This window comes from Enterovibrio qingdaonensis, assembly GCF_028683135.1.
Classification (GTDB): domain Bacteria; phylum Pseudomonadota; class Gammaproteobacteria; order Enterobacterales; family Vibrionaceae; genus Enterovibrio; species Enterovibrio qingdaonensis.
In genome coordinates this window covers 133,081-158,286 of the sequence record NZ_JAJUBB010000006.1, presented here as the reverse complement: position 1 = coordinate 158,286, position 25,206 = coordinate 133,081, and the positions used below count along the sequence as shown (strand labels likewise).

Sequence of the window (25,206 nt, the reverse complement as noted above, 5' to 3'; positions counted from 1 at the left end):
ACATTCAATTCAAAAGAGAGATGCGATTGTGACTGTAACCAGTATTGATGTGCTGGACTCAGTGGTAGACATTACTGCACAAACAGAGTCCGATACCATTTCTGAGAGCCTGATCACCACGGTTTTGCAGCTGACGCCCGCGAATCAGGTTTTGGTGTTGGACTACAACCCAGATACTTCCCCTGAGTTTTTGGTTGTCGCTTGTTCCGACATTTTTCTCTATGAGGAGGAGAAGGATGCCATTGAGCGAGTGCTTCGTGATTGCATCGCGACGGGTGAAAATGTCGTTGAGTATTGTAAAAAAGAGAACCAGTCTTTGCTCGCAGTGCCCGTGCGTTATGGTGAGAAAGATGAAATTCACGGTGTGGTTTTTTGTAAGACAGACCAACTCAAAGGCGATGAAGTTCAGCTCATTGAAGGGCTTGCACGGATTTACGAAAACTACCAGAAAATCATTTCCGCCAGTGAACGAGATGGCCTGACAGGTCTATATAATCGCAAAGTCCTGACAACAAAAATTGATCTCCTCCTTGATCGTTTTCTCATTCAAGGCAGTAGCATTACTGACGATCCTAGTCACCACCATTGGGTGTGCATTTTCGATATCGATCATTTCAAGCAAATTAACGATGCGCTAGGCCATGTTTTTGGCGATGAGGTGATTTTGCTTATCACTGCGCTGATGAAGCAGGCCTTTGATGAAGAGGATATTCTCTTTCGTTATGGGGGGGATGAGTTTGTCGTCATCATGCACCCTCAACCTCGTCAAGAAATGGAAAAAACGGTGCGAGACTTCATCAAAAGCGTCAAAGACAGAGATTATGGTCAGGCAAAAGATGTCTCAATTTCTATGGGTGCCGCATCGATTAATGATCAAGAACTAAACGCTATCACAGTGCTCGGCTTTGCGGATCAGGCTCTGTATAAGGCCAAGCAAAACGGTCGCAACCAAGTGGCATTCTACGAAGATCTTATTGCCTCGGGTGAATTGCAGTCACTTGTTCCTGAAGATGATGTGGAACTTTTCTAGAATATTGCAATGTTCGCGTGCTTCAACTATTTTGAAGTGCGCGAATTTGCGATGATAGTTGCAAATTAACACAGATCAACATGTTGACAAAAATACACTTTTCCAATTCCCAGACCCCTCTCCCTTGCGTATAATCCTCCGACAGAAAATCTAGACAGGTTGGTCAATCGAGTTTTAAGTTTATGCCAAGCACCCGCCAGTTCGCCGCAATTTCATTGACGTTGCTATCCATTTTGTTTCCTTTCCCTTCAATGGCAGATTCTAAGCCGTTGATCGTTACAGGCTCTTCTACTTGGCAGCCGTTCTCTTTCATTAATAGAGATGGTGAAGCCGATGGCATCATGGTTGATTACTGGCGACTCTATGCCAAAGAAAATAATCTGAATATTCAGTTCAACTTGCTGCCGTGGAGCGAATCGTTACAGTATGTGGCGAACACAGACAATGTTGTGCATGGTGGGCTAGGCTATACAGGCTCTCGTGCCGAGACGTTAGCATTTTCACGAGAACTTCCTCTCAAACGCTACAATGTGAGTCTGTTTGTTCAAAAAGATCTCCCTGTTGATGATCTTAACTTGCTTGATTCAGCAGTGGTTGGCACGGTCAAAGACAGCACTAAACATGCGTTTTTAATGTCGCGTATCCCGGAAGAAAACATCAAGTTGTTCCCGACATTTGGTTCACTTAATGACGCCGCTTACCGTGGTGAAGTCGATGTTTTCATTGATGACTTCAGTACTGCGCTTTACGACATGCGTCACACCGGAAACTCTGGCCAATTTACAGCAAGACGTAAGCTGTATTCATTCCCTTTGCACTTCGCAGTTAACAAAAACTCTCAAAACAGTCTCGCAGATATCGAGCGCGGACTGGAAAAGATTGATTTGGATGAAGTTAATGCGATTTACGACAAATGGTTACCACAAAACAAGCTGCATTCCGCACTGCCTTGGCTAAATAAGCACGCGCAACTCACTATTCTGATCAGCTCCATGCTGGTGATGGTTATTGGGCTGTTTTTCTACCGAAAGCTTCTGAAAAATCGTACGGAAGAGTTAAAGAGTGCTGTAGAAGCACTAAAAACGTCAGAAGAGCGCTTGGAATGTGTTGTACAAAATGATGCCCTGACAGGTGCTAAAACGCGTCACCAGTTTTATACCCTGCTTGCCGAAAAACGCTTCTCACCCTCGCCTTACGTAGTTGCGGTCTTGGATATCGATAGTTTGAAGCAAATTAACGACAGTTTCGGCCAAGATGTGGGGGATATGGTATTGAAGCACCTTGCGAAGCTGATCAGGCTGCAGTTTAGCGGCAGCACTGTTTCTGCCCGACTAGGTGGTGGTGAGTTCGGCGTATTGTTTGATTTGACCGAAAGCACCCAAGCAATGAAGCGCATCAAACAACTGCACAAAGTGCTGCAACTTAGTCCGTTACACATCGACCAACAAATCATTCCGGTCAAATTCAGTGAAGGGATCGCTTGTTACCCTTATGACGGGGAAGATGGAGAATCACTGGTTGCTATTGCCACGACGCGCATGCGTGCCAATAAGCCCAATTACAGCATGTTCGGCCACACGGATAACGATACCGACGTTACCGAACGACGCTGGGCATAAAACACAAAAGGGCAGCTAATAGCTGCCCTTTTACTTACCGGTTCCCGATTAAAGGTTTTCTTCGGCAAACTCCGCCAGTCTGCTTCGTACTACCCCATTGAGGTAGACGGTAGCACTGCCTTCGAAGTTCTTGAATCTCTCTACGATATAAGTAAGCCCTGACGTAACAGGTGTCAGGTATGGACTGTCTATTTGCGCAAGGTTACCAGAACAGACGATTTTGGTTCCTTCACCACAGCGCGTAATGATGGTTTTTAATTGCGACGCAGTTAAGTTTTGGCACTCATCCAGAATCACAAAGGCATTTTGGATTGAGCGGCCGCGCATAAAGTTGATGGATTTGAACTGCAAATTGGCTTTGTCCATGATGTAACGCATTGAGCCATCGGCACATTCATCGTTCTTGTGCAGTGCCTCTAATGTGTCCGTCACTGCACCGAGCCACGGCAGCATCTTCTCTTCTTCCGTACCGGGTAAGAAGCCGATTGATTCCGCGATCTCTGGGGTATTCCGGGTGACGATGATTTTGTCATACATCCCTTTCTCAACCACCTGCTCAAGTGCTGCCGCCATCGCAAGGATTGTTTTACCACACCCTGCAGGACCGGTAAGAATGACCAAGTCCACATGCGGGTCTAGCAAGGCATCCATTGCCATCCCTTGATACACGTTTTTCGGCCGCACTCCCCATGCTTCGCGATGCATCAAGCGCTCACGGCTGATATCTTTCAGATGTAGTTTATCGGCCTCAAGGCCAACAACACGCCCGGCAAACTCATCACTTTCATCAAGAATGTATTGGTTCACAAAGGTGTTATCAATCATGTCTCGAGGCATGGTATGGAGTGTCGAACGCCCGCTGGTTTGAGATTCAACTTGGCCAACTTGATCCCAAAAACTGCCTTCAACAACTTGAAACCCCTTGGTCAGCAATTTCACGTCATCAATGAGCTGGTCTGTGCGGTAGTCTTCCACGTAACGAACACCTGCACCTTTAGCACGTAATCGCATATTGATGTCTTTGGTCACCAATACCACCGTACGAGGAGCTCGTTTTTCTTGGAGGTAAAGCACTGCATTGAGAATTCGGTTGTCACCTGCTTTGTCTGCAAAGGCCTGAACCGTCTCTTTGATTTCAAAGTCAGCGAAGATGGAGACGGTCCCCGTGCTGCCTTCTTTGCCCACCACGATACCCTCAGATATCTGTTCGGGGGTTGCATCTTTAAAAATGTCTTCCAATGCACGAATGGCCACTCGTGCATCACGCGCGACATCACGTTTACTGTCTTTGATTCGGTCGAGTTCTTCGAGGACGGTCATGGGAATGACCACGTCGTGTTCTTGAAAGGAATAGATGGCGAAAGGTTCATGAAGCAAGATATTGGTATCCAGCACAAAGAATTTCCGTTCGGCATCGCCCATAGGCACCTCCTTGGTTGCGTAGGCTGAGTGAGTGACCTCACATAGCCCTAATGACTGGGTAGCAAGGTGATGCGACACAGTTATTGGGCTTCAATCTTAATCCTAAGACAAATTTCAGTTTTAACGTGTTGTGTACTGCACAATTTCATTAATTTGTTACCCATATGTTACGTGAGCCATTTTTCCTACTTTGACCGTGACCACGTTCACAACTTCAAGTACCATTGGCAACCATTTTCTCTGTGCTCATGATGGCCTACACTGTAGTTCTCAGATGGGCACGCAGGGCGTTAGCCCTTGATAGCCACACGGCTTATTTCCAATTTGTGTCAGCTTTAACCAGAGGTTTCTCTCCATATGCCATACGCCCTCGGACAACGTTGGATCAGTGATACTGAAAGCGATTTAGGTCTGGGTACTGTTGTTGCCCTCGACGCTCGTACTGTGACTCTGATGTTTCCTGCCAGCGAAGAAAACCGCCTGTATGCGCGCAGTGACGCGCCAATTACGCGAGTGATGTTTAATGTGGGTGACACCATTGAAAGCCATGAAGGCTGGTTCCTCACTGTTAGCCACGTTGATGAAGACAAGGGCATCCTGACCTACGTAGGCCAACGCACCGATACGGGCGAAGAGAACGTCATTCTCCGCGAAATCCTGTTGAGCCACCAAATTCGCTTCAACAAGCCTCAAGACAAGCTTTTTGCAGGCCAAATCGATCGCATGGATCGTTTCGCGCTGCGCTACCGCGCGCTTAAAAATCAATACGAACAACACAAAAGTCCAATGCGTGGCTTGTGTGGTATGCGCGCAGGGCTGATTCCTCACCAGCTATTCATCGCCCATGAAGTCGGCCGTCGACACGCACCTCGCGTTTTACTGGCTGATGAAGTAGGTCTGGGAAAGACCATCGAAGCAGGCATGATTATCCACCAGCAAGTGCTGTCTGGACGCGCGTCTCGTGTGCTGGTTGTTGTTCCTGAAACACTACAACACCAATGGCTGGTTGAAATGCTTCGTCGCTTCAATTTGCATTTCTCCATTTTTGACGAAGAGCGTTGTGTGGAAGCATTTGCCGATGCCGACAACCCGTTCGATACCGCGCAATTGGTGTTGTGTTCTCTGGATTTCCTGCGTAAAAGCCGCAAGCGCGCTGAACAAGCTGCTGAAGGTGAGTGGGATCTGCTGGTTGTCGATGAAGCGCACCACCTAGAGTGGAGTGAAGAGAAGGTAAGTCGTGAATATCAGGTGGTTGAAGGTATTGCCGAAAACACCCCTGGTGTGCTCCTGCTAACAGCGACACCAGAGCAATTGGGCCGTGAAAGCCACTTTGCACGTCTACGCCTACTGGATCCCGATCGCTTTTACGATTACGAAGCATTTGTGGAAGAAGAAACCCAATATGCGCCGGTTGCAGATGCAGTAAGTCAGCTTCTGTCTGATGAAAAGCTCAGCAACGATGCGAAAAACAGCATCACTGAACTGCTGTCAGAGCAAGATGTCGAGCCTTTGCTCCGTATCGTTGAAGCGACAGATATTGATGATGAACAGCGTCGTGATGCTCGCCATGAGCTGATTGACAACCTGATGGATCGTCACGGTACGGGGCGCGTTCTTTTCCGTAACACCCGCGCGGCAATTCAAGGTTTCCCACAGCGTCACCTGAACCTCTATCCGCTGGCATTGCCTTCTCAGTATCAAACGGCAATGCGCGTAGCTGGCATCATGGGTGGTGGCAACCAAAGCCTTGAGCAAAAAGCAGTCCAGTGGTTGTATCCTGAAGATATTTACCAGCAGTTCGAGGGCGAAAACGCGAGCTGGTGGGGCTTCGACCCGCGTATCGACTGGTTGTTGGATCTATTGAAATCTAACCGTCAGGAGAAGGTACTGGTTATCTGTTCCCGCGCACAAACTGCGCTGGCATTAGAACAAGCCCTGCGTGAGCGTGAAGGTATCCGTGGCACTGTCTTCCATGAAGGTATGTCTATCCTTGAACGCGACAAAGCAGCCGCTTACTTTGCACAAGAAGAAGCTGGCGCACAGGTGCTGATCTGTTCTGAAATCGGCTCAGAAGGCCGTAACTTCCAGTTTGCAAACCAACTGGTGATGTTCGATTTGCCAATGAACCCTGACTTGTTGGAGCAGCGTATTGGTCGTCTAGACCGAATCGGTCAGCAGCGTGACATCGAAATCCATGTGCCTTTCATGCAAGGCACGTCACAATCACTGCTGGCACGTTGGTACAACGAAGGCCTGAATGCCTTTGAAGAAACCTGCCCAACTGGCCGTGCTATTTTTGAACATGTGCAAGAAGACCTGCTTCAACTGTTGGCGAAAGGCAGCATTGATGACTCTCTGGATACCTTGATTGAAACCAGTGCGGAAATGCACCATCGCCTGAAGGCAGAACTAGAGAAAGGTCGCGACCGTTTGCTGGAAATGCATTCCAACGGCGGTGAAGAAGCAAAAGCCTTGGCTGAAAAAATCAGTGCATTGGATGGCGACACCAATTTGGTCACCTTCGCATTGGGTCTGTTCGATACCGTGGGATTGAACCAAGACGACAAAGGCGAAAACGCCATTGTCGTGACGCCATCAGAACACATGCTGGTTTCCAGCTACCCAGGCTTGCCGTATGAAGGTTGCACCATCACGTTTGACCGTGACACTGCGTTGTCGCGTGAAGATGTACACTTTGTTAGCTGGGAGCACCCAATGATCCAAGGCGGTATCGACCTTCTTCTGTCTGAAGATGTGGGTACCACTGCGGTTTCTTTACTGAAGAACAAAGCACTGCCCGTCGGCACTTTGTTCCTAGAACTGGTGTACGTGGCAGATGCGCAAGCACCGAAAAGCTCAGGTATCCATCAGTTCCTGCCAGCAACACCTATTCGCGTGCTATTGGATGCAAAAGGAAACGATTTGGCTGCGCAAGTTGAATTTGACAGCTTCCATCGTCAATTGAGCCCTGTGAATCGCCACTTGGCGAGCAAACTGGTTTCTTCAGTGCAAAAGCAAATTCACAGCTTGATCGAGCTGTCAGAACCGTTTGCGGAGAAACAATTGCTCGTTATCCGTGAAACAGCAGAAGCTGAAATGACGGCGAAGCTACGCGCTGAGCTCGATCGTCTTCAAGCACTGAAAGCGGTCAACCCAAACATCCGTGACGATGAATTGGAAGCCATTGAATCTCAAATGGGTGAACTGCGTACTTACATCAGTCAGGCGCAAATCCAGTTAGATTCATTACGCGTTATCGTGGTGAGTCACCAATAACCGCCACGTATTCTCGTCAGGACAAAGGCACCGCATCAACGGTGCCTTTCTTTTTTGTGGCCCTTTTTCAGCACTTTTCTTTCGAGGCTGTCGTGCTACACTTCCGCCCGTCTAACTTTCGAGCAAAAAAATGAGCAGCGACTTTATCTACAACCCGCCGACGGAGCCTTGGTTGGATGTCATTTATCAGGACGACGACATCATCGCGGTCAATAAGCCAAGCGGTCTGTTAACAAACCCTGGCCGCGACCCTGCACATCACGACAGTGCTTGGTCTCGCATTAAAGCTGAATACCCCACCGCGGAGTTGGTGCACCGTCTTGATATGTCGACCTCAGGTTTGATTGTTTTTGGTAAGCATAAAGATGCAGAGCGTCACCTCAAGGCACAATTTCGCGAACGCGTGACACATAAGCTCTATTACGCGCGCGTATGGGGTAACGTCGAACAGGATGAAGGACGTGTAGATTTGCCACTTATTTGTGACTGGCCTAACCGTCCAAAGCAAATGGTGTGTTTTGAAACCGGTAAACCCTCAGTCACTGACTATGAAGTCATTAAGCGTGAGAAAAAGACATCATTAGTACGCTTATTGCCGATCACGGGGCGTTCACACCAATTGCGTGTGCACATGCTTGCGTTAGAACACCCGATTGTCGGTGATGAATTCTATGCGCATCCTCAAGCGTTTAGATATTCTCCCCGCCTTCAATTACATGCTGGTGAGCTGAGCTTTTTGCATCCGGGAACCGGTGAGCCGATGCATCTTGCTGCACCTTGTGAATTCTACGCAGGGGCACCCAATGACACTTTATTGCAACGTGGCATTGTGGCGGACGCGAGTTTGATGCCGGAAGAAAAGCCGAGTCGTCGACGCAGATAACCGCTAAAAAACAACCTGGAGATGACTTTCACTGGTGTATTTATTCGACCATTCATCTTCAGGTTGTTACAGTATGGTGGTCGAATAAGGATATCTGCCATGGAAAAAATCGTCTTTCTGGATAGAGCCACGATCCCGGCTCACATCTCTCTCCCTGCCCCTGACTTTGACCACACGTGGCTCAGTTACGACGAAACATCCCCCGATGACGTGCTAGAACGCCTTGCTGACGCAACAATTGTTATCACAAACAAAGTGGTTTTATCGGCAGAATTACTCACCAAGCTTCCCAAGCTCAAGTTGATCGCAATCGCAGCCACTGGCTACAACAATGTCGATATTGATTGGTGCCATAAGCATGGATTAACCGTCTGTAATATTCGCGGCTATGCCACCCAATCTGTACCTGAACATGTGATGGCAATGGCGTTCTCCCTTCGTCGTAACCTTAACGCGTATCACCGCGATATCGAACTGGGAGCTTGGCAGGAAAAAAACCAGTTCTGTTTTTTCACCCATCCAATCGGTGACATTGCGGGCGCGACCATGGGGGTTATCGGTGGCGGAAGTTTAGGGAAAGCCGTAGCCAAACTCGCCTCTGCAGTTGGAATGACGGTACTCTATGCAGAACACAAGAACGCAAAAGCAACCAGAGATGGATATACGCCTTTTGATGTGGTTTTGCGCCAAGCTGACGTGCTCACCCTTCACTGCCCACTAAACGAGCAGACCCAAAACCTTATCGGGACAGAAGAGTTGTCTGCGATGAAATCCACCGCAATATTGATCAATACTGGCCGCGGTGGTTTGGTTGATGAAGTGGCATTATGCGAGGCACTCAGGAAGGGCGAGATCGCAGGTGCAGGTGTGGATGTGTTTACGCAAGAGCCTGCAACCAACACCAACCCACTGCTTTCTCATGCAGGGTTGCCAAATCTACTTTTGACGCCACATGTTGCGTGGGGTGCTGACTCCAGCATCCAAGCCTTGGCAAATCAACTGACGGATAACATCAATGCATTTATCCAAGGCAAGGCTCAAAATACGCTTTGAGCCTCAAGGTGAAGTGCCCACGCAGCCGGAAGGAGCTGCGGTACGAAAGCATCAATGAAAAGGGCTATTTGTAGCCCTTTTCCTTTTTCACTAAATCGTATGCGGCCTGAATTTCTTGCGCTTTTTGTTTCGCAATTTCCATCATTTCCGGCGGGAGACCTTTGGCTGCCAGTTTGTCAGGATGGTGTTCGTTCATCAGTTTGCGGTAGGCACGTTTCACCGTTTGACTGTTTGCATCCTCATCTACACCAAGGATTCTAAACGCATCTTTCAATCGCGCACCAGAGAAATCACCTTGCCACTGCTGCTGCCCAGTGTGACCTTGGCCTTGCTGCTGATAGAAATTGAAGGCTGCTTCTTGCATCGCCAGACGTTGATCAAGTTGCTGACGTGAAAAGCCAAGAATGCTCGCAACGGTATAAAGCACTTGCCTCTCATTGGGATGAACCGAGCCATCCGCATAGGCGGCTTGAATTTGCACTTCCAAGAAGAACTGAAGTAAATCAAATCGACCACCACAGTTTTTGCGCACCTCTTGCAACGTCTCTTCTAACGGAAAAGCACTTTCTTTACCTTCCCGAAAAGCATCTTGAGCCGCCCGACGCGCTGCCCCCTGCAACCCCATGCGATCCATTAAGTTAGACGCAAGACGGATTTCATTTTCCGTGACCTTGCCTTTTGCTTTGGCAATGTGTCCCATTACCGCAAACGTGGCATGGAAGTAGGCTTGCTGCCTCTCTTGTTGGTTCCCGCGGTAAAAACCGCCGCCCAATGACGCATTTTGACGCGCTTTGTCGAACTTATGCCCCAAAAACAAGCCTAATGCTAAGCCAAACCATTTACCGAGCAGGAAGCCAAAGAATGCCCCCAGCACTTTTCCCCAAACTGCCATGTTTCTTACTCTATTTGTTTAATTTCTCTCGTTTACGCCAGCAAGCAGGTGCCGTCTGGGTTGAATTGCATTATCATAACCCACATTTTTCAGCAAAATTTGCTAGGACACAGCGCAAGAGTATACCAGCGCTTCGTACCAACAACAGGATTGAGTTTTAATGTCACTGACTGCCAGAAGTTTTTTGTCCACTATGATTTGGCTCGCGCTGTACGGCCAAGCAGTAGCGGGTGAAACAAGTGTCGCACAGGGCAATCCCAACGCCTTGGAGATACCGAAAGGAACCTGTCTTGCGCCTGAGTACCGCTGTCTGACCAAAGACGAGCAGTCAGACGATGTCAACAATGCCCCTATTACGATAGTGGCAGACTCCGCTGAAGCCAAAGCAAACGAAAAATCAATTTACCGCGGAGATGTTGTTGTAAAACAAGGTCACCGTACCGTTCGCGCCGACGAAGCAATTCTTCGTCAACCTGAAAACATTGTCACCGCGGAAGGTAACGTTTATTACCATGATGGCGATATCGCCATCAAAGGTAAAACCTTACAAACCAATTTAGACAATGAAGACACCACACTTACTGACATCAATTACCAAATGATGTGTGAGCCGGGCCGTGGTGAAGCCAAGCGTGTGTTTAAAAATGGTACCACCTTCTACGAACTGGAAGACGGCACCTACACGACCTGTCCTGAAAAAGATGACAGTTGGCGATTTGTCGCGGGCAAAATCGAAAAAGAAGACAACGATATTTTTGCCGATCTCTACAATGCGCGCTTTGAAGTATTGGACACCCCGATATTCTATCTTCCCTACCTGCGCGTCCCCGTGGAAGATGGGCGTTTAACTGGCTTTCTATACCCATCTGTCAGCTGGAATGACAGTGATGGTTTTGAGCTAGAAACCCCGTTTTATTGGAATATCCACCCTCAAGCCGACATGCTCATTACGCCTAAGTACATGTCCAATCGAGGTCTGTTCATGGCTTTGGAACCGCGCTATTTAACCCGCGCAGGGGCTGGCAGCATGGTCATGGAATACATGGGGAAGGATCGACTGTATCCTGAGTTTGATAAAAGCTGGGGATTTAACTGGCGCCATAGCGGCATCCAAGATCATTGGAAGTACGATGTTGATTACAGCAAGGTTAGCGACATTAGCTATTTCTCGCGCCACACAGACTCTCGCGTAGGTAGCCGCGAAGACAATACGCTCTTGCAAACGGGCGATGTTTCTTATCGTGATCTCAATTGGGACAGTACGCTTTCTGTAAGGAATTTCCAGGCATTAAGTGAAAACACGTCGGTGTACCGCCTGCTGCCACAGCTATCCATGAACTACTACCACTCAGACCTTGCCTATGGCGTCGATTTCAAGATGCCATTCCAAGTGAGTAAGTTCGCCACAGACGATGACAGCAAACCAGATGCGCTGCGCGTGAATATCGCGCCAACATTTGTTCTTCCTTATAACCTTCCTTGGCTCAGTGCGTCTGCAGAAGGTAAGCTCTATTACACCTATTATGACCAATCCAACATTGATGGCGTAACTGGCAGGAATGGAGAAAAGTTAGAAGACACTGTCTCCCGAGTCGTGCCAATGGCAAAACTACATGCTGCTATCACGCTTGAAAGAAACGGGACGCTTTTCAACGAAGGTTATACACAAACACTTGAGCCGCAACTTCAGTATTTGTACATCCATGACGTTGACCAAAGTGGTATCTACAACCCAGTTAACTATGCGGGTGGCGGTTATGATACTGCGCGATTGCAAACAGATTACTACGGTCTGTTCCGTGCTAATCAATTCAGCAGCATAGACTACATCAACCCCGCGAATCAGTTCACGGTGGGTGCCGCAACACGCTTTTTTGATGATGGCTATAAAGAGCGATTTAATATTGCCTTTGGCCAGATTTACTATCTCGACAGACCTAGCAACCAAGGTAACACCTTAGTCGACTATTCAGCGTGGGCGGTAGAAAGTGAATTGAACCTCTACGATAACTTCTTTGTTCGCGGTTCAGTAGAGTACGACAGCAATATCAGTAACATGCAGTTTGGTAATGCAACGGTCGAATACCGTAAAAACAGTTTCTTTGCTCAAACCAGTTATCGGTATGTGGCCAAAAATTACATTGCTAGTACCACAGGTAATGACAATCTGGATCAAATCACGGAAGACGGCATATCACAGTTAGGTTTTGTTACTGGCTTCCCACTAACAAACAATCTCAGTGTGCAAGGGCAATATTTCCACGATTTGACGCAAGATCTACTTTTAGAAAATCAGCTTGGCATTACCTATACCTCTTCATGTTGGGCGATAGGCCTGAGTTACAACAAGTATCTTATGTCACGCAATAACATTAATGACCCAGCGCGATATGATAACAATATCTCTCTGTCTTTCAGCTTACTCGGACTTGGTGCCGGAGCTGGTTTTGGGGGAAGTTCGGACGGCAACGCCCTGGGCTATCGCAACCCGTTTGGCTTAAAAAATTAATTAAAACCTTGGAATTGCAAATGAATAAATGGACGAAAGCAGTACTGGCCATGGCAATCTCTGCCAGCTCGTTATCTGTCTCCGCAGAGCCGACCGAATTGGATCGTGTCGTCACGGTCGTGAATGAAGGCGTGGTGCTTTCTAGTGACATCAATAATCTGAAAAAAACCGTGGCATTAAATGCGAAAGCTGACACTTTGCCACCTCCAGATGTCTTAGAAAAACAAATTCTGGATCAGCTCATCATTGAAGAGCTACAACTTCAAGAAGCACAGCGAATGGGGATTCGCATCGATGATTCTCGTTTAGAGCAGGCCATTGCCAATGTCGCCAAAGATAAGAACATCACCGTTGCCGCACTAAGAAATCAACTGAAACAAAATGGCATTACATGGGCAGATTATCGTGAGCAAATTCGCCGCGAGATGACCATCGGGGAAGTGCGAAATATCCAAGTTCGTCGTCGTATCAACATTTTGCCGCAAGAAGTGGAGTCGCTGGCCGCTGAGATGAATGCACAAAATATGGAAAACGTAGAATACCACCTGCGCCATATTCAATTACGTGTTGACGAAGATGCAGACAAATCAGAGCGTGACGCCGTGCTGGCGAAAGCCAACAAACTGGTCGCAGAGCTGAAGAAAGGCAAAAACTTCGCGTCATTGGCCTTAGCAAACTCAAAAGGGCCGAAAGCCCTTGATGGTGGTGACTGGGGTTGGATGCGTCAAGAAGAGATGCCAACAATCTTCGCCGACCAAATCGGCAACAAGGGTAAAGGTGCCATCATTGGGCCATTTCGCAGTGGCGTTGGCTATCACATTCTAAAAATTGATGACGTAAAAGGCCTAGAGTCTGTTGCGGTCACGGAAGTGAAAGCACGCCATATCTTGATCAAGCCATCTATCATTGTCAGTGATGAGGGAGCAAAGCGTCAGCTCAATCAAATGATTGAACAAATTAAAAATGGCGATAAGACCTTTGAAGAACTGGCGAAACAATACAGTGCTGACCCAGGTTCTGCCGTTAAAGGCGGTGATTTAGGCTGGCAGACAACAGATATCTATGTCCCTGAGTTCAAGGACAAAGTCGATACTCTGCCAGAAGGACAAATCAGCGAACCCTTTAAAACGGTCCATGGTTGGCATATTGTCGAAGTTGAAGACCGTCGACAAGCCGACCGAACAGACGCTGCAATGCAAAACAGAGCATACCGCATCCTGTTAAACCGTAAGTTCAATGAAGAAGCGCAAGCTTGGCTTCAAGAACTGCGTGCAGGCGCGTATGTGGAACAAGTAGGTAATCTTGATGACAACAGTTAAGCCACAACGCATAGCAATCACACCTGGCGAACCGGCAGGTATTGGTCCTGACTTAGTACTAAGCCTTGCTCATGGTGACTGGCCCCATCAATTGGTTGTTTGCGGTAACAAAAACATGTTGGCAGAGCGTGCAACATTGCTCGGCATTGACGTGCGCTTTGAAGATTATGACCCAACCCTCGCACCCAAAGCACATGAAAAGGGTGTGATGGTTGTTTGTGACGAGCCTTTAGACGCCGATGTAATTCCTGGTGTGCTAAATGAAGCAAATGGTCGCTATGTCTTGAATACACTCACCCGTGCAGCCGAAGGCAACATGCAGGGTGAGTTTGCAGCCGTTGTCACTGGCCCTGTACACAAAGGTGTAATTAATCGCTCTGGGGTATCTTTTAGCGGTCACACCGAGTTTTTTCAGCACCATGCCAATGTTCAACAAGTGGTAATGATGCTGGCGACAGAAGGGCTACGCGTAGCCTTGGTAACAACACATATACCCTTGGCCTATGTGTCAAAAGCCATTACGGAAGAACGTTTATTTCAAGTTATTGAAATCCTAAATGAAGACATGAAGTCCAAATTTGGTATCAAAGAGCCTAAAATTTACGTCTGCGGCTTAAACCCGCATGCCGGTGAAGACGGCTGCTTAGGCCGAGAAGAGATTGAGGTCATCGAGCCAGCACTAGAAAAACTGCGTGAGCAAGGGTTGAAGCTGATTGGCCCATTGCCTGCCGATACTCTCTTCCAAGAGAAATACTTAAAAGATGCAGATGCAGTACTTGCGATGTATCACGATCAAGGTCTGCCTGTGTTAAAATTCAAGGGATTTGGAAAGTCGGTCAACATTACGCTTGGCTTACCTTTCATCCGAACTTCTGTAGATCATGGTACCGCATTGGATTTAGCGGGTACCGGAACGGCGGATACTGGAAGCCTGCGGACCGCGCTATCCCACGCCATCGAGTTAGTAGATAAAAAAGCATGAGCGATAATGTCCACTTAGGTCACCGCGCGCGTAAGCGTTTTGGCCAAAACTTCCTGAACGATCCGTACATCATTGACGGAATCGTATCTGCCATTAACCCATTGCCAGGTGAAAACTTGGTAGAAATTGGTCCAGGCCTAGGTGCGTTGACCGAGCCTGTCGCACGCGAAGTTGACAAACTCAGTGTTGTTGAGCTCGACCGCGATCTGGCGGAGCGTCTTCGTCACCATCCACAACTGGCTGACAAACTGACCATCTATGAAGGCGATGCGATGAAATTCGATTTCACGCAATTGGCTTCAGAAGAAAATCCACTGCGTATTTTTGGTAACCTGCCATACAACGTGTCTACGCCTTTGATGTTCCACCTCTTCACTTTTGCAGGCGCAGTGAAAGACATGCACTTTATGCTGCAAAAAGAAGTGGTTAACCGTCTGGCTGCTGGCCCAAACAGCAAAGCTTATGGCCGTTTGACCGTCATGGCACAATACTACTGCAAAGTGGTTCCGGTATTAGAAGTACCACCAAGTGCCTTCAAGCCTGCACCAAAAGTGGATTCAGCCGTTGTGCGTCTTATCCCGCACAAAGAGCTGCCACATCCAACAACCAACCTTAAGTGGTTGGAGCGCGTTTGCCGCGAAGGTTTTAACCAACGTCGTAAAACCGTCCGCAACTGCTATAAAACATTAGTAGATGTGGAAACACTGGAATCATTGGGTATCGACCCTACAGTGCGTCCGGAAAGCCTGACGCTGGCACAATTTGTGGCACTGGCAAACTGGATGGATGCTAATCACAAATAAGAAAAAGGAAACGCAACAGGGATGGTTAATAACAATTTTACGGTTCGGGTGCTCACGCACTACGTAGCAGAGCAGTCTGAACCGGATAAAAAGCGTTACGTTTTCTCTTACACGATCACCATTGAAAATAATGGTGATCGTGAAGCTCAACTACTACGCAGAAAATGGCTGGTTACCGATGCTAACGGTAAGAAACTGGTCATTGAAGGGGAAGGCGTGGTCGGCGAGCAACCTCTTATCGAGTCTGGTGATGAGTACACCTACACCAGTGGAACCTTGCTGGAAACGCCTGTGGGTGTTATGCAAGGTTTCTATACCATGCTCGGCCCTATCGAAAAAGAATTCGACATCGAAGTCGCTCCCTTCCGTCTCGCGATGCCTAACATTCTTCACTAATTTCAGGAGCTCGCGTGGCTACATACCTTGTCGGCGATATTCAGGGTTGTTATCGCGATCTACGCGATCTTCTTGATCTCGTTCACTTTGACCGTTCAAAGGATCATCTCTACATTGCAGGCGATCTTGTTGCACGTGGACCGGATTCACTTTCTGTCCTTCGCTTTGTGCGCGATTTAGGAGAGCACGGGCACACCGTGTTGGGTAACCATGATCTTCACTTGCTTGCTGTTGCAGAAGGGATCATGAAACCGAAAGCCAAGGACAAAACCCAGCCTATCCTTGATGCTGAAGATTGTGCTGAATTGCTTCTGTGGCTAAGACATCAACCTCTTTTGATCCACAAAGCTTTCCCTAATGGCCAAGCCCCGGGCTTTGTAATGACACACGCCGGAATACCGCCTTGCTGGAGCTTAGAAACAGCCACACAACAAGCACAAGGCGTAGAAGCAATATTGCAGAGCGACGACTACGTTTGGTTACTTCAGCATATGTACGCCAATGAGCCAGCAGTTTGGGATGCATCTTTGAAAGGTATTGAGAGCTATCGCTTTACTATTAACGCCTTAACCCGCATGCGATATCTCACCCCTGAGGGCGGTCTAGACATGCACTGCAAACGACCTCCTGAAGACGTTACCGACGGTAGTCTTGTCCCTTGGTTTGACGTTAAGAAACGCCAACCTATAGATGAAACGTGTATATTTGGCCATTGGGCAGCGCTTGGCGGCGTGATCAACGACCAGTTTATGGGATTGGACACTGGGTGTGTCTGGGGCGGATCACTAACGATGGTTCGATGGGAAGATGGGCAAAGATTCAGTCTTCCTTGCCCTATTCATGCGAGTTAACGATCGAGGATCGTGAATTCCATATCAAAGGCGTTTTTCTCATCCGACGCGTAGTGCTCTGAGTGGCTGGTTCGCCAGCCTTCACCCCATTCAGGAAATTGGGTATCGCCATCAACCTCTGCATTGATAAAGGTCAGGTACAGTCGATTGGCCAGCGGTAAACAGGCGGCATAAATCGCACCACCGCCAATGATCACCGCCTCATCAACGTCGTTCACCAACATCAATGCATCATCAATACTCACCACACTCTCTACGCCCTCAGCAGACCATTCTGCATTGCGGCTGATGACAATATTGCGACGACCAGGCAAAGGGCGGCCAATGGATTCATAAGTCTTCCGACCCATTATCACAGGCTTACCGAGTGTGTTTTGTTTAAACCAACCAAAGTCAGCAGGTAAATGCCAAGGCATGGCATTGTCTTTTCCAATCACTCGTCCTTTTGCCATTGCGGCAATCATGCTGATCTTCATTACGTTTACGGTTCCTATCCCCAAGAATGTTCTCGATACATGCTACACCACAGGCCTACGTCGGTAAAACAACAAGCCGGGCATTGCAAGGCCAATGGCTAACGCCGCAATAATAAATAGCGCACTGATCGCATTGTTGATCAACATGGTCCAAAGGGCGTCGCTGTAGCCTAGACTGTTGATCTCAACCAACGCAATCATGGCCTTAAAGGCAAAGACCCCAGGCACCATGGGAATGATAGCGGCAACGGTGAAAACTTTGGGGTGCGCAAGCAAACGCTGCGACCAGTACACACCAATCATGCCCACCAGCGTCGCACCACCGAGCGATGCCCATTCAATAGGTACACCCACATGCATCATTAAAAACCGACTTCCGTGCCCAAGTGCGCCACCTAATGCACAATATTTCAATGCTTTAACCGGCACGTTAAACACGAGTCCAAAGCCGACAGCAGGGATAGCGGCAAACAGCATGTCATGCAGCAATGCCAACAACAGTGTCATAACCACCCCCAGATACCCGTCAGATTCATCGCACCGATGATCCCAAGACTTGTAGCTAAGGTAAGCAGACTCGCCATTACCCATCGCGCAATGCCCATATTGATATAGCCTTTGACCATATCTGACACGGCGTTAATCAGCGGAAACCCGGGTACCAGCATCAGCACAGAAGAGGCCATTGCAAGGTAAGGCTGGTTACCCACTTGATGCATGGCACCTAGGCTAGAAACCAACGTGGTTACAAACGCGGTAATACCGAAATTTAGCAAGGGGTTAAAATGACGATGAGCAATTTCCTGCCTGACCAGCATGCCAACGAATGAAGCGACAAATGCCACCATAAATACCGCTGCATCGCCGCCGGATAAGCGACTGAAGCTCGCACAAGACAACGCAACCATAATGGCGACAAGCCAGCGGTTGTAACGCTCAGGAGAGAGTTTACCCAGCCGCTTTTTAACGGCGTCCTTATCCAATAATCCTTTTTCTGCCATGATGACAATGCGTTGGATCTCGGTGATCACACGCATGTTGATCCCGCGATCCGGACAACGACGCGCGGTTGTAATGCAATGTTGGTGGGTGATGGTCGTGATCACCATTGAGCTTGCAGATAAAGACAGTTCAACGCTGTCTAATCCCAATGCTTCTCCTAACCGACAGCACATATCACTGACTAATTTACTTTCAGCTCCGTGTTGAAGCAGCATTTGTCCCGTATGACTGACAAGCCGAGAGATATCCCTTTGTATCGGCTCACTCATTCCAATGACTTCTTGCACCCGTCTCTTTCCTTGTGACTTCTGATGTGAGGTATGTTTTTACGCCAGGTTGCGCTGAAATACTTTGATTTGGACAAAAAAAAACCGCCAATAAATGGCGGTTTTCTGAAATCAATGATTTACGGACGGTAAATGATCTCGACGTCGTAATCGTCTTCGTTCCAATCATCCCAGTCATCATCGTCGTCATCAGACTTAGACTGTTTCTTGATTTCTTGCTCGTGGTAATCATCCCACTTGAATTCCACTTTGCCTTCTTCTTCAGTTTGTTGAACAAGCTCAGTAGGCAGAGTGTCGATGAATTCCATCAAATCGTACGTTAGCTGTTGCGTGTGACCACGGTTAATAGCCGAAATCGCGTAATGAGGTTCATCCCACGCCAGAGCATCGAGCACGCGCTCCATTTGCTCTTCCGCATCTTCCTCTGACATCAGATCCAGCTTGTTGAATACGATCCAACGTGGTTTATCCGCCAGCTTATCACTGTAGCGTTGTAGCTCTTCAATGATGGTGAACGCATTGTCCACAGGATCAGAACCATCAACCGGCATCAGATCAATCATGTGCAGAAGTACACGACAACGTTCTAGGTGTTTCAAGAAGCGAATACCCAGACCCGCACCTTCCGCTGCACCTTCAATTAGACCCGGGATATCAGCAACAACGAAGCTCTTGTTATCCGCTACGCGCACAACACCCAAGCTAGGAACCAGCGTCGTAAACGGATAATCCGCGACTTTTGGTTTCGCCGCAGAAACGGCACGGATAAAGGTTGATTTACCTGCGTTAGGCAAACCCAACATCCCCACGTCAGCCAGCAGAAGCAGCTCAAGACGCAGGTGGCGTAGTTCACCCTTGGTACCCATACTCTTTTGACGAGGAGCACGGTTTACTGATGATTTGAATCGGGTGTTACCCAGACCGTGCCAACCACCTTTAGCAACCATGATCTTCATACCATGTTGAGTAAGGTCAGCAATGATTTCGCCGGTGTCTTCATCAACCGCACGCGTACCTACAGGCACGTTCATTACCAGATCGTCACCACGTTTACCGGTACAGTTACCGCCACGGCCATTTTCACCACGACCCGCAGCGTGGAAACGCTCAAAACGATAGTCGATCAGGGTGTTAAGGTTTTCATCTGCCAGCAGATATACGTCACCACCATCACCGCCGTCGCCACCATCTGGGCCGCCTTTCGGTACATATTTTTCGCGACGGAAGCTAACGGTACCGTTACCGCCATCTCCCGCTTCAACGCGGATCACCGCTTCATCTACAAATTTCATTTAATCTTCTCCATACCCTTCACATCCTTTTCGATAGAAAAGGTTTTACGTGTCATTGGGTTAACAATGGCGAATTAGCAGCACCCTGATGGAGCACTTCTGATTAATGATCCTAATGATCTTAGGATCAAAAAACACCCTGCGTTCAGATTCGTCTTCCTATATTCACGGTCTTATTTAATCGTGACAGGTGTGACGGTCGCGTGACGAGATCCTTTCTTATTCGTTGGGAATACCAATTACGAATGACGCGTTAGCTGCTCTGTCGCCTATGAGCGCTATCTACCCAAGTCACGTCTAAACTAAGCCGCTATATAAATGTGACATAGCGCAAAAGTCACTTGGATATACAACAAAAAGCCCCGCCGTAAGGCAGGGCTTCGTAATTAGAATCGAGTGCTATTACTCAGCTTCGATGCTAACGAATTTACGGTTCTTAGGACCTTTAACTTCGAATTTCACTTTGCCATCAGACAGAGCGAAAAGAGTGTGGTCTTTACCGCAACCTACGTTAGTGCCTGCGTGGAACTTAGTACCACGTTGACGAACGATGATGTTACCTGCAAGTACAGATTCGCCACCGAAACGCTTAACACCTAGGCGTTTGCTTTCTGAGTCACGGCCGTTACGAGTAGAACCGCCAGCTTTTTTATGTGCCATTTATCTCTTCTCCTAAATTAAGCGCTGATGCCAGTGATTTTGACTTCAGTGAACCACTGACGGTGGCCCATTTGCTTACGAGAATGCTTACGACGACGGAACTTAACGATTTTCACTTTGTCGCCACGACCGTGGGTAACTACTTCAGCAGTTACTTTTCCGCCTGCTACGAAAGGTGCGCCAACAGTGATTTCTTCACCGTTTGCTACCAGCAGAACAGAATCAAACTCAACAGTTGAGCCAGTTTCAATGTCTAGCTTTTCCAAGCGAATTGTTTGACCTTCGCTTACACGGTGTTGTTTACCACCACTTTGGAAAACTGCGTACATGGTTTTCTCCGCATTTCCGCACAGCCTACCGCGTTCAAAAAGTGTGCAGTGAGGGGTGCGCATTTAATTCATCAATAGGGCGCGAATTCTACGGCAAGAATCGCCTTCTGGCAAGGGGGTAATGAAAGAAAATTGGTGAAAACCTGTTCACTACTATTAACCTGTTTAAATACCACCTATAGCACAGTGTAGAGCGCGAATTTTTAGTGTACTATCTTCGCCAAAAAGACAGCAGTTTAACTGCATTCTTCCCTTGGACCGGACGCATCAATGGATTTTAACACCATCCAAGCACTTACTGCCGATGATATGGCAAAAGTGGATAAAAAAATACTCGCACAGCTTGATTCTGACGTTGCATTAATTAACCAACTTGGTTTTTATATCATCAGCGGCGGCGGTAAGCGTTTACGCCCTATGCTTGCCGTTCTGGCAGCGAAGGCACTCAACTATCAAGGTGAAGGCCACGTGACAGCCGCGGCCTTCATCGAATTCATTCACACTGCAACCCTGCTTCATGACGACGTGGTAGACGAGTCAGATCTTCGTCGCGGGAAAGCTACCGCCAATGCCATGTTTGGAAATGCGGCCAGTGTCTTAGTGGGCGATTTCATTTATACCCGTGCATTTCAAATGATGACCGAGCTTCGATCCTTAAGGATCCTCGATGTCATGAGCAGTGCAACCAATGTGATCGCAGAAGGTGAAGTATTGCAGTTAATGAACTGCAACGATCCTGACACCACCGAAGAAAGCTACATGCAGGTGATCTACTCCAAAACTGCACGTCTTTTTGAAGCGGCGACTCAGATTGGTGCGATCTTAGCTGATAGCCCAGAAGATATTGAAGCTGCACTTCAAGACTACGGCCGCTACCTCGGCACAGCATTCCAATTGATCGATGATGTGATGGATTACACCTCGCAAGGCGAGGAGATGGGCAAGAACACTGGTGATGATCTCGCTGAAGGTAAACCAACCCTGCCTCTATTACACGCCATGGCGAATGGTAAGCCTGAGCAAGCAGCAATGATCCGCGAAGCGATCGAGCAAGGTAATGGCTTAGACAAGCTCGAACCTATTCTCGCTTGCATGGAAGAAGTGGGCTCACTCGACTACACGCGACAAAGAGCAGAAGAAGAAGCTCAGAAAGCAATTGATGCGCTCGCACCACTGCCCGAGTCCGACGAAAAAGAAGCGCTCAAAGCACTCGCACTCATTGCGGTCCACCGCAAGAAGTAAGCAATACCAAACGCACCCACTGTGGTGCGTTTTTTTATACCTTGAGTTTAAGGAATATATTTTGAAGCCAGCATTAAGGAAGGCGGCCATTGCCGTGCTAAGCAGCGCATTGCTATTTGGGTGCGCCGCAGGAAACCGACCCCACGCAACCCAATTCACCTCTTATGCAGACTTTCAAGCGGGCCCTGAAGATGGTGTTGATCTCGTATGGGCACGCGTAGGACTTCGCAGTGAAGAGAGACTGAAAAACAAGCTAGCGCAATATGATTCAGTGGTTATCGATAGGATCTACGTGCTTACTACTGAAGAAAACCCATTGGATGACGAGCAAATTAATGAGCTCACTGCTTATATGGCAGAGCAGCTCAAAGAAAAGATCACCCCTTTTAAGCGTGTTGTAGACGTACCCGAAGAGAATACACTACGTCTTAGCATTGCTCTAAGTAACGTAGAAACTCCGAATCCTATTCTGGCCGTGACAAGCAGCTTACTGCCCGTAGGGCTGGGTATTTCCACGATATCCAAGATAGCCACTGGCGAGCACACAAATGTTGGCAGTGCGACTGTGGAGCTATTGGTTAGCGATGCAAATAATGACCGCCCTCTTTTTGCTGCCATCGATCGCGAATCAGGAAACAAAGATCTTTCTACAATGATCGACTCATTGGACGATGCAAAAGATGCGATCAACTGGTGGGTAGATCGTTTAGGCCGCACCATGGAAGGTAAGATCGCGATTCAATAACAAATCACAGGCACAAAAAAAGCGGCCAATGGCCGCTTTTTTTACATCAACAACATTCACTACTTAACGAATTCTTCGCCCAGTTTGATGTCGTTGCGCAGTGTGTCCAGCATCGCATCCAGTGCATTTTGCTCAAACGCGCTCAGAGGGCCGTGGTCCAGAATTTCTTCTACACCGTTTTTACCCAGACGAACTGGCTGTGCGAAGAAACGTGCATATTTGCCGTCACCTTCCACATACGCACACTCAACAACACCTTCCTCACCTTGCGCTGCGCGAACCAGTGATAAACCAAAGCGACATGCTGCTTGGCCCATAGACAGGGTTGCTGAACCGCCGCCTGCTTTCGCTTCTACCACTTCCGTGCCCGCGTTTTGGATGCGAGGTGTCAGTGCTGCCACTTCTTCTTCCGTAAACTCCACACCTTCAACCTGAGAAAGCAGAGGAAGAATGGTGACACCAGAGTGACCACCGATAACCGGTACACGTACTTGGCCTGGATCTTTGTCTTTCAGTTCTGCAACGAAAGTTTCAGAGCGGATGATATCCAGAGTGGTAACACCAAACAGACGGTTTTTATCGTAAACACCTTTTGCTTTCAGCACTTCCGCTGCAATCGCAACAGTGGTGTTAACTGGGTTAGTGATAATGCCAACCAGTGCTTTTGGACACACATCAGCAATTTTTTCACTTAGAGAACGAACGATGCCCGCATTCACATTGAACAGATCTGAACGATCCATACCAGGTTTACGCGCGACACCTGCAGAAATCAATACTACATCCGCACCTTCCAGTGCTGGAGATGGATCTTCACCGCAGTAGCCTTTAATCGATACAGGCGTTGGGATGTGGCTAAGGTCCACAGCAACACCAGGGGTCACAGGGGCAATGTCATACAATGCCAGATCTGAACCCGCAGGCAGACGGTTTTTCAAAAGCAGGGCTAAAGCTTGACCAATGCCACCGGCGGCGCCAATCACAGCAACTTTCATTTCGTTCTCCTTATATACGATTTTTAATTCAGACCTTCGGTTAACGTATAGGGCCCGCATTATGGTTTACTTTTTAGATAAGCGGGCGTACGTATGATAAAACCTAGCTGCATCATACGTGGCTTGGAAGGTTGCCGACAAGCTTATCACTCTAAGGATAAGCCCAGCCTCTCATTTTTCCTTCTTCGACCAGACAGCTAAGTTGAAAGGTGATAGGTGCGTCACTTTAATGCTGATTTTATTGCCCCAGCCTGAATCCTTATGCAAAAATGCGGCTTCCTGACATGGGGAAAAAGAAGACATATGCGCAATTCAGATAAACAAGATCTATTAGTAAAAGCGTTTAAAGCGATCTTAAAAGAAGAGAAATTCAGCTCGCAAGGCGAAATCGTCGAAGCACTGAAAGCGCAAGGCTTTGAAAATATTAACCAGTCAAAAGTCTCTCGCATGCTGACCAAGTTTGGTGCCGTGCGAACGCGCAACGCAAAAATGGAAATGGTGTACTGCCTTCCTGTTGAGCTAGGCGTCCCGACCACCAGTAGCCCGCTTAAAGAGTTGGTCATGGATATTGATTACAACGACGCATTAGTTGTTATCCATACTGGCCCAGGCGCAGCGCAACTTATTGCACGTCTACTCGATTCATTAGGAAAAGCAGAAGGCATACTGGGTGTTGTCGCTGGCGATGACACCATCTTTATTACGCCAACGCGTGCTACCACTACGTTGCAACTGTTTGATGCTGTGTGCAGCCTGTTTGACTACACGCGCTAATCAACCCTAACACGTCAAACTAGGCAGACTGTCAATGCAGACACTCTGCCTATTTTTTTGCCCATAAATATCCACCCATTTACCAATAACTGTCTCACAGTTAATACTTTCGTATTTTTCTCCACCCCTAGACCACATTTCAATGTGAAATATCATGACAAAATATTTCTTCGGTTTTAAATTTCGGAGAATGATTTGTTATCCTCATGGTCGCAAACTCAGATTTTCACCCAATAAACCAAGCCTTAATAGAGGCACCGCATTACACCAAAAGTCATTAGCCGGAGAGAGAAGCCGTAGGAAACGCGCTGTGAAGATAAGTCAGCAACATGGGATTTATCAGCCACTGATGTCAGGTGTTTTTACACT

Annotated in this window: 23 protein-coding genes; 14 read left to right on the top strand and 9 right to left on the bottom strand. The window is 47.9% G+C overall.

Annotation, left to right across the window (positions count from 1 at the left end; genetic code table 11):
* Positions 1 to 28: 28 nt before the first annotated feature.
* On the top strand, positions 29 to 1,030 hold the full coding sequence (locus LRP49_RS10570; protein ID WP_274142096.1) for a GGDEF domain-containing protein: 1,002 nt from the start codon (positions 29 to 31) through the stop codon (positions 1,028 to 1,030).
* Positions 1,031 to 1,212: 182 nt separating this feature from the next.
* Complete coding sequence (locus tag LRP49_RS10565; RefSeq protein ID WP_274142095.1) at positions 1,213 to 2,649, top strand: transporter substrate-binding domain-containing diguanylate cyclase; 1,437 nt, start codon at positions 1,213 to 1,215, stop codon at positions 2,647 to 2,649.
* 48 nt (positions 2,650 to 2,697) lie between these two features.
* Here the strand turns inward: LRP49_RS10565 and LRP49_RS10560 are convergent, their stop codons facing one another.
* Positions 2,698 to 4,071, bottom strand: a complete 1,374-nt coding sequence (locus tag LRP49_RS10560) for a PhoH family protein (protein WP_274142094.1) — start codon at positions 4,069 to 4,071, stop codon at positions 2,698 to 2,700.
* 357 nt (positions 4,072 to 4,428) lie between these two features.
* On the opposite strand from LRP49_RS10560, the gene rapA reads away from it, so the two are divergent.
* The 3 genes from rapA (at position 4,429) to LRP49_RS10545 (ending at position 9,283) form a co-directional block, all read left to right on the top strand.
* Complete coding sequence (rapA, locus tag LRP49_RS10555) at positions 4,429 to 7,347, top strand: RNA polymerase-associated protein RapA (RefSeq protein ID WP_274142093.1); 2,919 nt, start codon at positions 4,429 to 4,431, stop codon at positions 7,345 to 7,347.
* 130 nt (positions 7,348 to 7,477) lie between these two features.
* On the top strand, positions 7,478 to 8,230 hold the full coding sequence (gene rluA / locus LRP49_RS10550; RefSeq protein WP_274142092.1) for a bifunctional tRNA pseudouridine(32) synthase/23S rRNA pseudouridine(746) synthase RluA: 753 nt from the start codon (positions 7,478 to 7,480) through the stop codon (positions 8,228 to 8,230).
* Positions 8,231 to 8,329: 99 nt separating this feature from the next.
* Positions 8,330 to 9,283 carry a D-2-hydroxyacid dehydrogenase gene (locus LRP49_RS10545; protein ID WP_274142091.1) on the top strand — a complete coding sequence of 318 codons (954 nt, stop codon included), beginning with the start codon at positions 8,330 to 8,332 and terminating at the stop codon, positions 9,281 to 9,283.
* Positions 9,284 to 9,347: 64 nt separating this feature from the next.
* Here LRP49_RS10545 and djlA read toward each other — a convergent pair whose 3' ends face one another.
* Entirely contained in the window at positions 9,348 to 10,175 is an 828-nt protein-coding gene (djlA, locus tag LRP49_RS10540; RefSeq protein ID WP_274142090.1) for a co-chaperone DjlA, read from the bottom strand.
* A gap of 160 nt (positions 10,176 to 10,335) precedes the next feature.
* Between djlA and lptD the strand changes: the two genes are divergently transcribed.
* From lptD to LRP49_RS10510, 6 genes are read left to right on the top strand one after another with little or no spacing between them, the layout of a single operon-like run.
* Positions 10,336 to 12,684 (top strand): LPS assembly protein LptD, encoded by a 2,349-nt coding sequence (gene lptD, locus LRP49_RS10535; RefSeq protein ID WP_274142089.1) that lies wholly within the window; start codon positions 10,336 to 10,338, stop codon positions 12,682 to 12,684.
* Between the two features lie 20 nt (positions 12,685 to 12,704).
* A complete protein-coding gene (surA, locus tag LRP49_RS10530) occupies positions 12,705 to 14,003 on the top strand; it encodes a peptidylprolyl isomerase SurA (protein ID WP_274142088.1) in 1,299 nt (432 codons plus the stop codon).
* Complete coding sequence (pdxA, locus tag LRP49_RS10525; RefSeq protein WP_274142087.1) at positions 13,990 to 14,985, top strand: 4-hydroxythreonine-4-phosphate dehydrogenase PdxA; 996 nt, start codon at positions 13,990 to 13,992, stop codon at positions 14,983 to 14,985. Before surA ends, pdxA begins: the two co-directional genes overlap by 14 nt.
* On the top strand, positions 14,982 to 15,788 hold the full coding sequence (rsmA, locus tag LRP49_RS10520; RefSeq protein WP_274142086.1) for a 16S rRNA (adenine(1518)-N(6)/adenine(1519)-N(6))-dimethyltransferase RsmA: 807 nt from the start codon (positions 14,982 to 14,984) through the stop codon (positions 15,786 to 15,788). The genes pdxA and rsmA overlap by 4 nt, the downstream gene beginning before the upstream one ends.
* 21 nt (positions 15,789 to 15,809) lie before the next feature.
* Positions 15,810 to 16,184: a Co2+/Mg2+ efflux protein ApaG gene (apaG, locus tag LRP49_RS10515; RefSeq protein WP_274142085.1), complete on the top strand. Its 375-nt coding sequence runs from the start codon at positions 15,810 to 15,812 to the stop codon at positions 16,182 to 16,184.
* Between the two features lie 14 nt (positions 16,185 to 16,198).
* Positions 16,199 to 17,035, top strand: a complete 837-nt coding sequence (locus LRP49_RS10510) for a symmetrical bis(5'-nucleosyl)-tetraphosphatase (protein WP_274142084.1) — start codon at positions 16,199 to 16,201, stop codon at positions 17,033 to 17,035.
* On the opposite strand, the gene folA is transcribed toward LRP49_RS10510, so the two are convergent.
* The 6 genes from folA to rplU form a co-directional block, all read right to left on the bottom strand.
* Entirely contained in the window at positions 17,032 to 17,511 is a 480-nt protein-coding gene (folA, locus tag LRP49_RS10505) for a type 3 dihydrofolate reductase (protein ID WP_274142082.1), read from the bottom strand. The genes LRP49_RS10510 and folA overlap by 4 nt on opposite strands.
* Positions 17,512 to 17,553: 42 nt before the next feature.
* Entirely contained in the window at positions 17,554 to 18,018 is a 465-nt protein-coding gene (locus LRP49_RS10500) for a threonine/serine exporter family protein (protein ID WP_274142081.1), read from the bottom strand.
* A complete protein-coding gene (locus tag LRP49_RS10495; RefSeq protein WP_274142226.1) occupies positions 18,015 to 18,782 on the bottom strand; it encodes a threonine/serine exporter family protein in 768 nt (255 codons plus the stop codon). The genes LRP49_RS10500 and LRP49_RS10495 overlap by 4 nt, the downstream gene beginning before the upstream one ends.
* Before the next feature lie 137 nt (positions 18,783 to 18,919).
* The gene (cgtA, locus tag LRP49_RS10490; RefSeq protein ID WP_274142079.1) at positions 18,920 to 20,092 is read right to left on the bottom strand and encodes an Obg family GTPase CgtA; all 1,173 of its coding nucleotides are present in this window, start codon (positions 20,090 to 20,092) and stop codon (positions 18,920 to 18,922) included.
* Between the two features lie 402 nt (positions 20,093 to 20,494).
* Complete coding sequence (rpmA, locus tag LRP49_RS10485; protein WP_002536479.1) at positions 20,495 to 20,752, bottom strand: 50S ribosomal protein L27; 258 nt, start codon at positions 20,750 to 20,752, stop codon at positions 20,495 to 20,497.
* A 17-nt stretch (positions 20,753 to 20,769) separates the two neighbouring features.
* Positions 20,770 to 21,081, bottom strand: a complete 312-nt coding sequence (rplU, locus tag LRP49_RS10480; RefSeq protein WP_002536481.1) for a 50S ribosomal protein L21 — start codon at positions 21,079 to 21,081, stop codon at positions 20,770 to 20,772.
* 270 nt (positions 21,082 to 21,351) lie between these two features.
* On the opposite strand from rplU, the gene ispB reads away from it, so the two are divergent.
* Positions 21,352 to 22,323, top strand: a complete 972-nt coding sequence (gene ispB / locus LRP49_RS10475; RefSeq protein WP_274142074.1) for an octaprenyl diphosphate synthase — start codon at positions 21,352 to 21,354, stop codon at positions 22,321 to 22,323.
* 61 nt (positions 22,324 to 22,384) lie between these two features.
* Positions 22,385 to 23,068, top strand: coding sequence for a DUF3313 domain-containing protein (locus tag LRP49_RS10470; RefSeq protein WP_420791539.1), 684 nt, complete (start codon positions 22,385 to 22,387; stop codon positions 23,066 to 23,068).
* A gap of 59 nt (positions 23,069 to 23,127) precedes the next feature.
* Here the strand turns inward: LRP49_RS10470 and mdh are convergent, their stop codons facing one another.
* Entirely contained in the window at positions 23,128 to 24,063 is a 936-nt protein-coding gene (mdh, locus tag LRP49_RS10465) for a malate dehydrogenase (RefSeq protein ID WP_078751067.1), read from the bottom strand.
* A 303-nt stretch (positions 24,064 to 24,366) separates the two neighbouring features.
* Here mdh and argR point away from each other — a divergent pair, with 303 nt between their 5' ends.
* Complete coding sequence (gene argR, locus LRP49_RS10460; RefSeq protein ID WP_274142072.1) at positions 24,367 to 24,837, top strand: transcriptional regulator ArgR; 471 nt, start codon at positions 24,367 to 24,369, stop codon at positions 24,835 to 24,837.
* Positions 24,838 to 25,206 lie beyond the last annotated feature (369 nt).

Coding starts and splice junctions, on each gene's coding strand:
- LRP49_RS10565 (WP_274142095.1), top strand. CDS start 1,213: ATGCCAAGCACCCGCCAGTTCGCCGCAATTTCATTGACGTTGCTATCC.
- LRP49_RS10560 (WP_274142094.1), bottom strand. CDS start 4,071: ATGGGCGATGCCGAACGGAAATTCTTTGTGCTGGATACCAATATCTTG.
- rapA (WP_274142093.1), top strand. CDS start 4,429: ATGCCATACGCCCTCGGACAACGTTGGATCAGTGATACTGAAAGCGAT.
- rluA (WP_274142092.1), top strand. CDS start 7,478: ATGAGCAGCGACTTTATCTACAACCCGCCGACGGAGCCTTGGTTGGAT.
- LRP49_RS10545 (WP_274142091.1), top strand. CDS start 8,330: ATGGAAAAAATCGTCTTTCTGGATAGAGCCACGATCCCGGCTCACATC.
- djlA (WP_274142090.1), bottom strand. CDS start 10,175: ATGGCAGTTTGGGGAAAAGTGCTGGGGGCATTCTTTGGCTTCCTGCTC.
- lptD (WP_274142089.1), top strand. CDS start 10,336: ATGTCACTGACTGCCAGAAGTTTTTTGTCCACTATGATTTGGCTCGCG.
- surA (WP_274142088.1), top strand. CDS start 12,705: ATGAATAAATGGACGAAAGCAGTACTGGCCATGGCAATCTCTGCCAGC.
- pdxA (WP_274142087.1), top strand. CDS start 13,990: ATGACAACAGTTAAGCCACAACGCATAGCAATCACACCTGGCGAACCG.
- rsmA (WP_274142086.1), top strand. CDS start 14,982: ATGAGCGATAATGTCCACTTAGGTCACCGCGCGCGTAAGCGTTTTGGC.
- apaG (WP_274142085.1), top strand. CDS start 15,810: ATGGTTAATAACAATTTTACGGTTCGGGTGCTCACGCACTACGTAGCA.
- folA (WP_274142082.1), bottom strand. CDS start 17,511: ATGAAGATCAGCATGATTGCCGCAATGGCAAAAGGACGAGTGATTGGA.
- LRP49_RS10500 (WP_274142081.1), bottom strand. CDS start 18,018: ATGACACTGTTGTTGGCATTGCTGCATGACATGCTGTTTGCCGCTATC.
- LRP49_RS10495 (WP_274142226.1), bottom strand. CDS start 18,782: ATGAGTGAGCCGATACAAAGGGATATCTCTCGGCTTGTCAGTCATACG.
- cgtA (WP_274142079.1), bottom strand. CDS start 20,092: ATGAAATTTGTAGATGAAGCGGTGATCCGCGTTGAAGCGGGAGATGGC.
- rpmA (WP_002536479.1), bottom strand. CDS start 20,752: ATGGCACATAAAAAAGCTGGCGGTTCTACTCGTAACGGCCGTGACTCA.
- rplU (WP_002536481.1), bottom strand. CDS start 21,081: ATGTACGCAGTTTTCCAAAGTGGTGGTAAACAACACCGTGTAAGCGAA.
- ispB (WP_274142074.1), top strand. CDS start 21,352: ATGGATTTTAACACCATCCAAGCACTTACTGCCGATGATATGGCAAAA.
- mdh (WP_078751067.1), bottom strand. CDS start 24,063: ATGAAAGTTGCTGTGATTGGCGCCGCCGGTGGCATTGGTCAAGCTTTA.
- argR (WP_274142072.1), top strand. CDS start 24,367: ATGCGCAATTCAGATAAACAAGATCTATTAGTAAAAGCGTTTAAAGCG.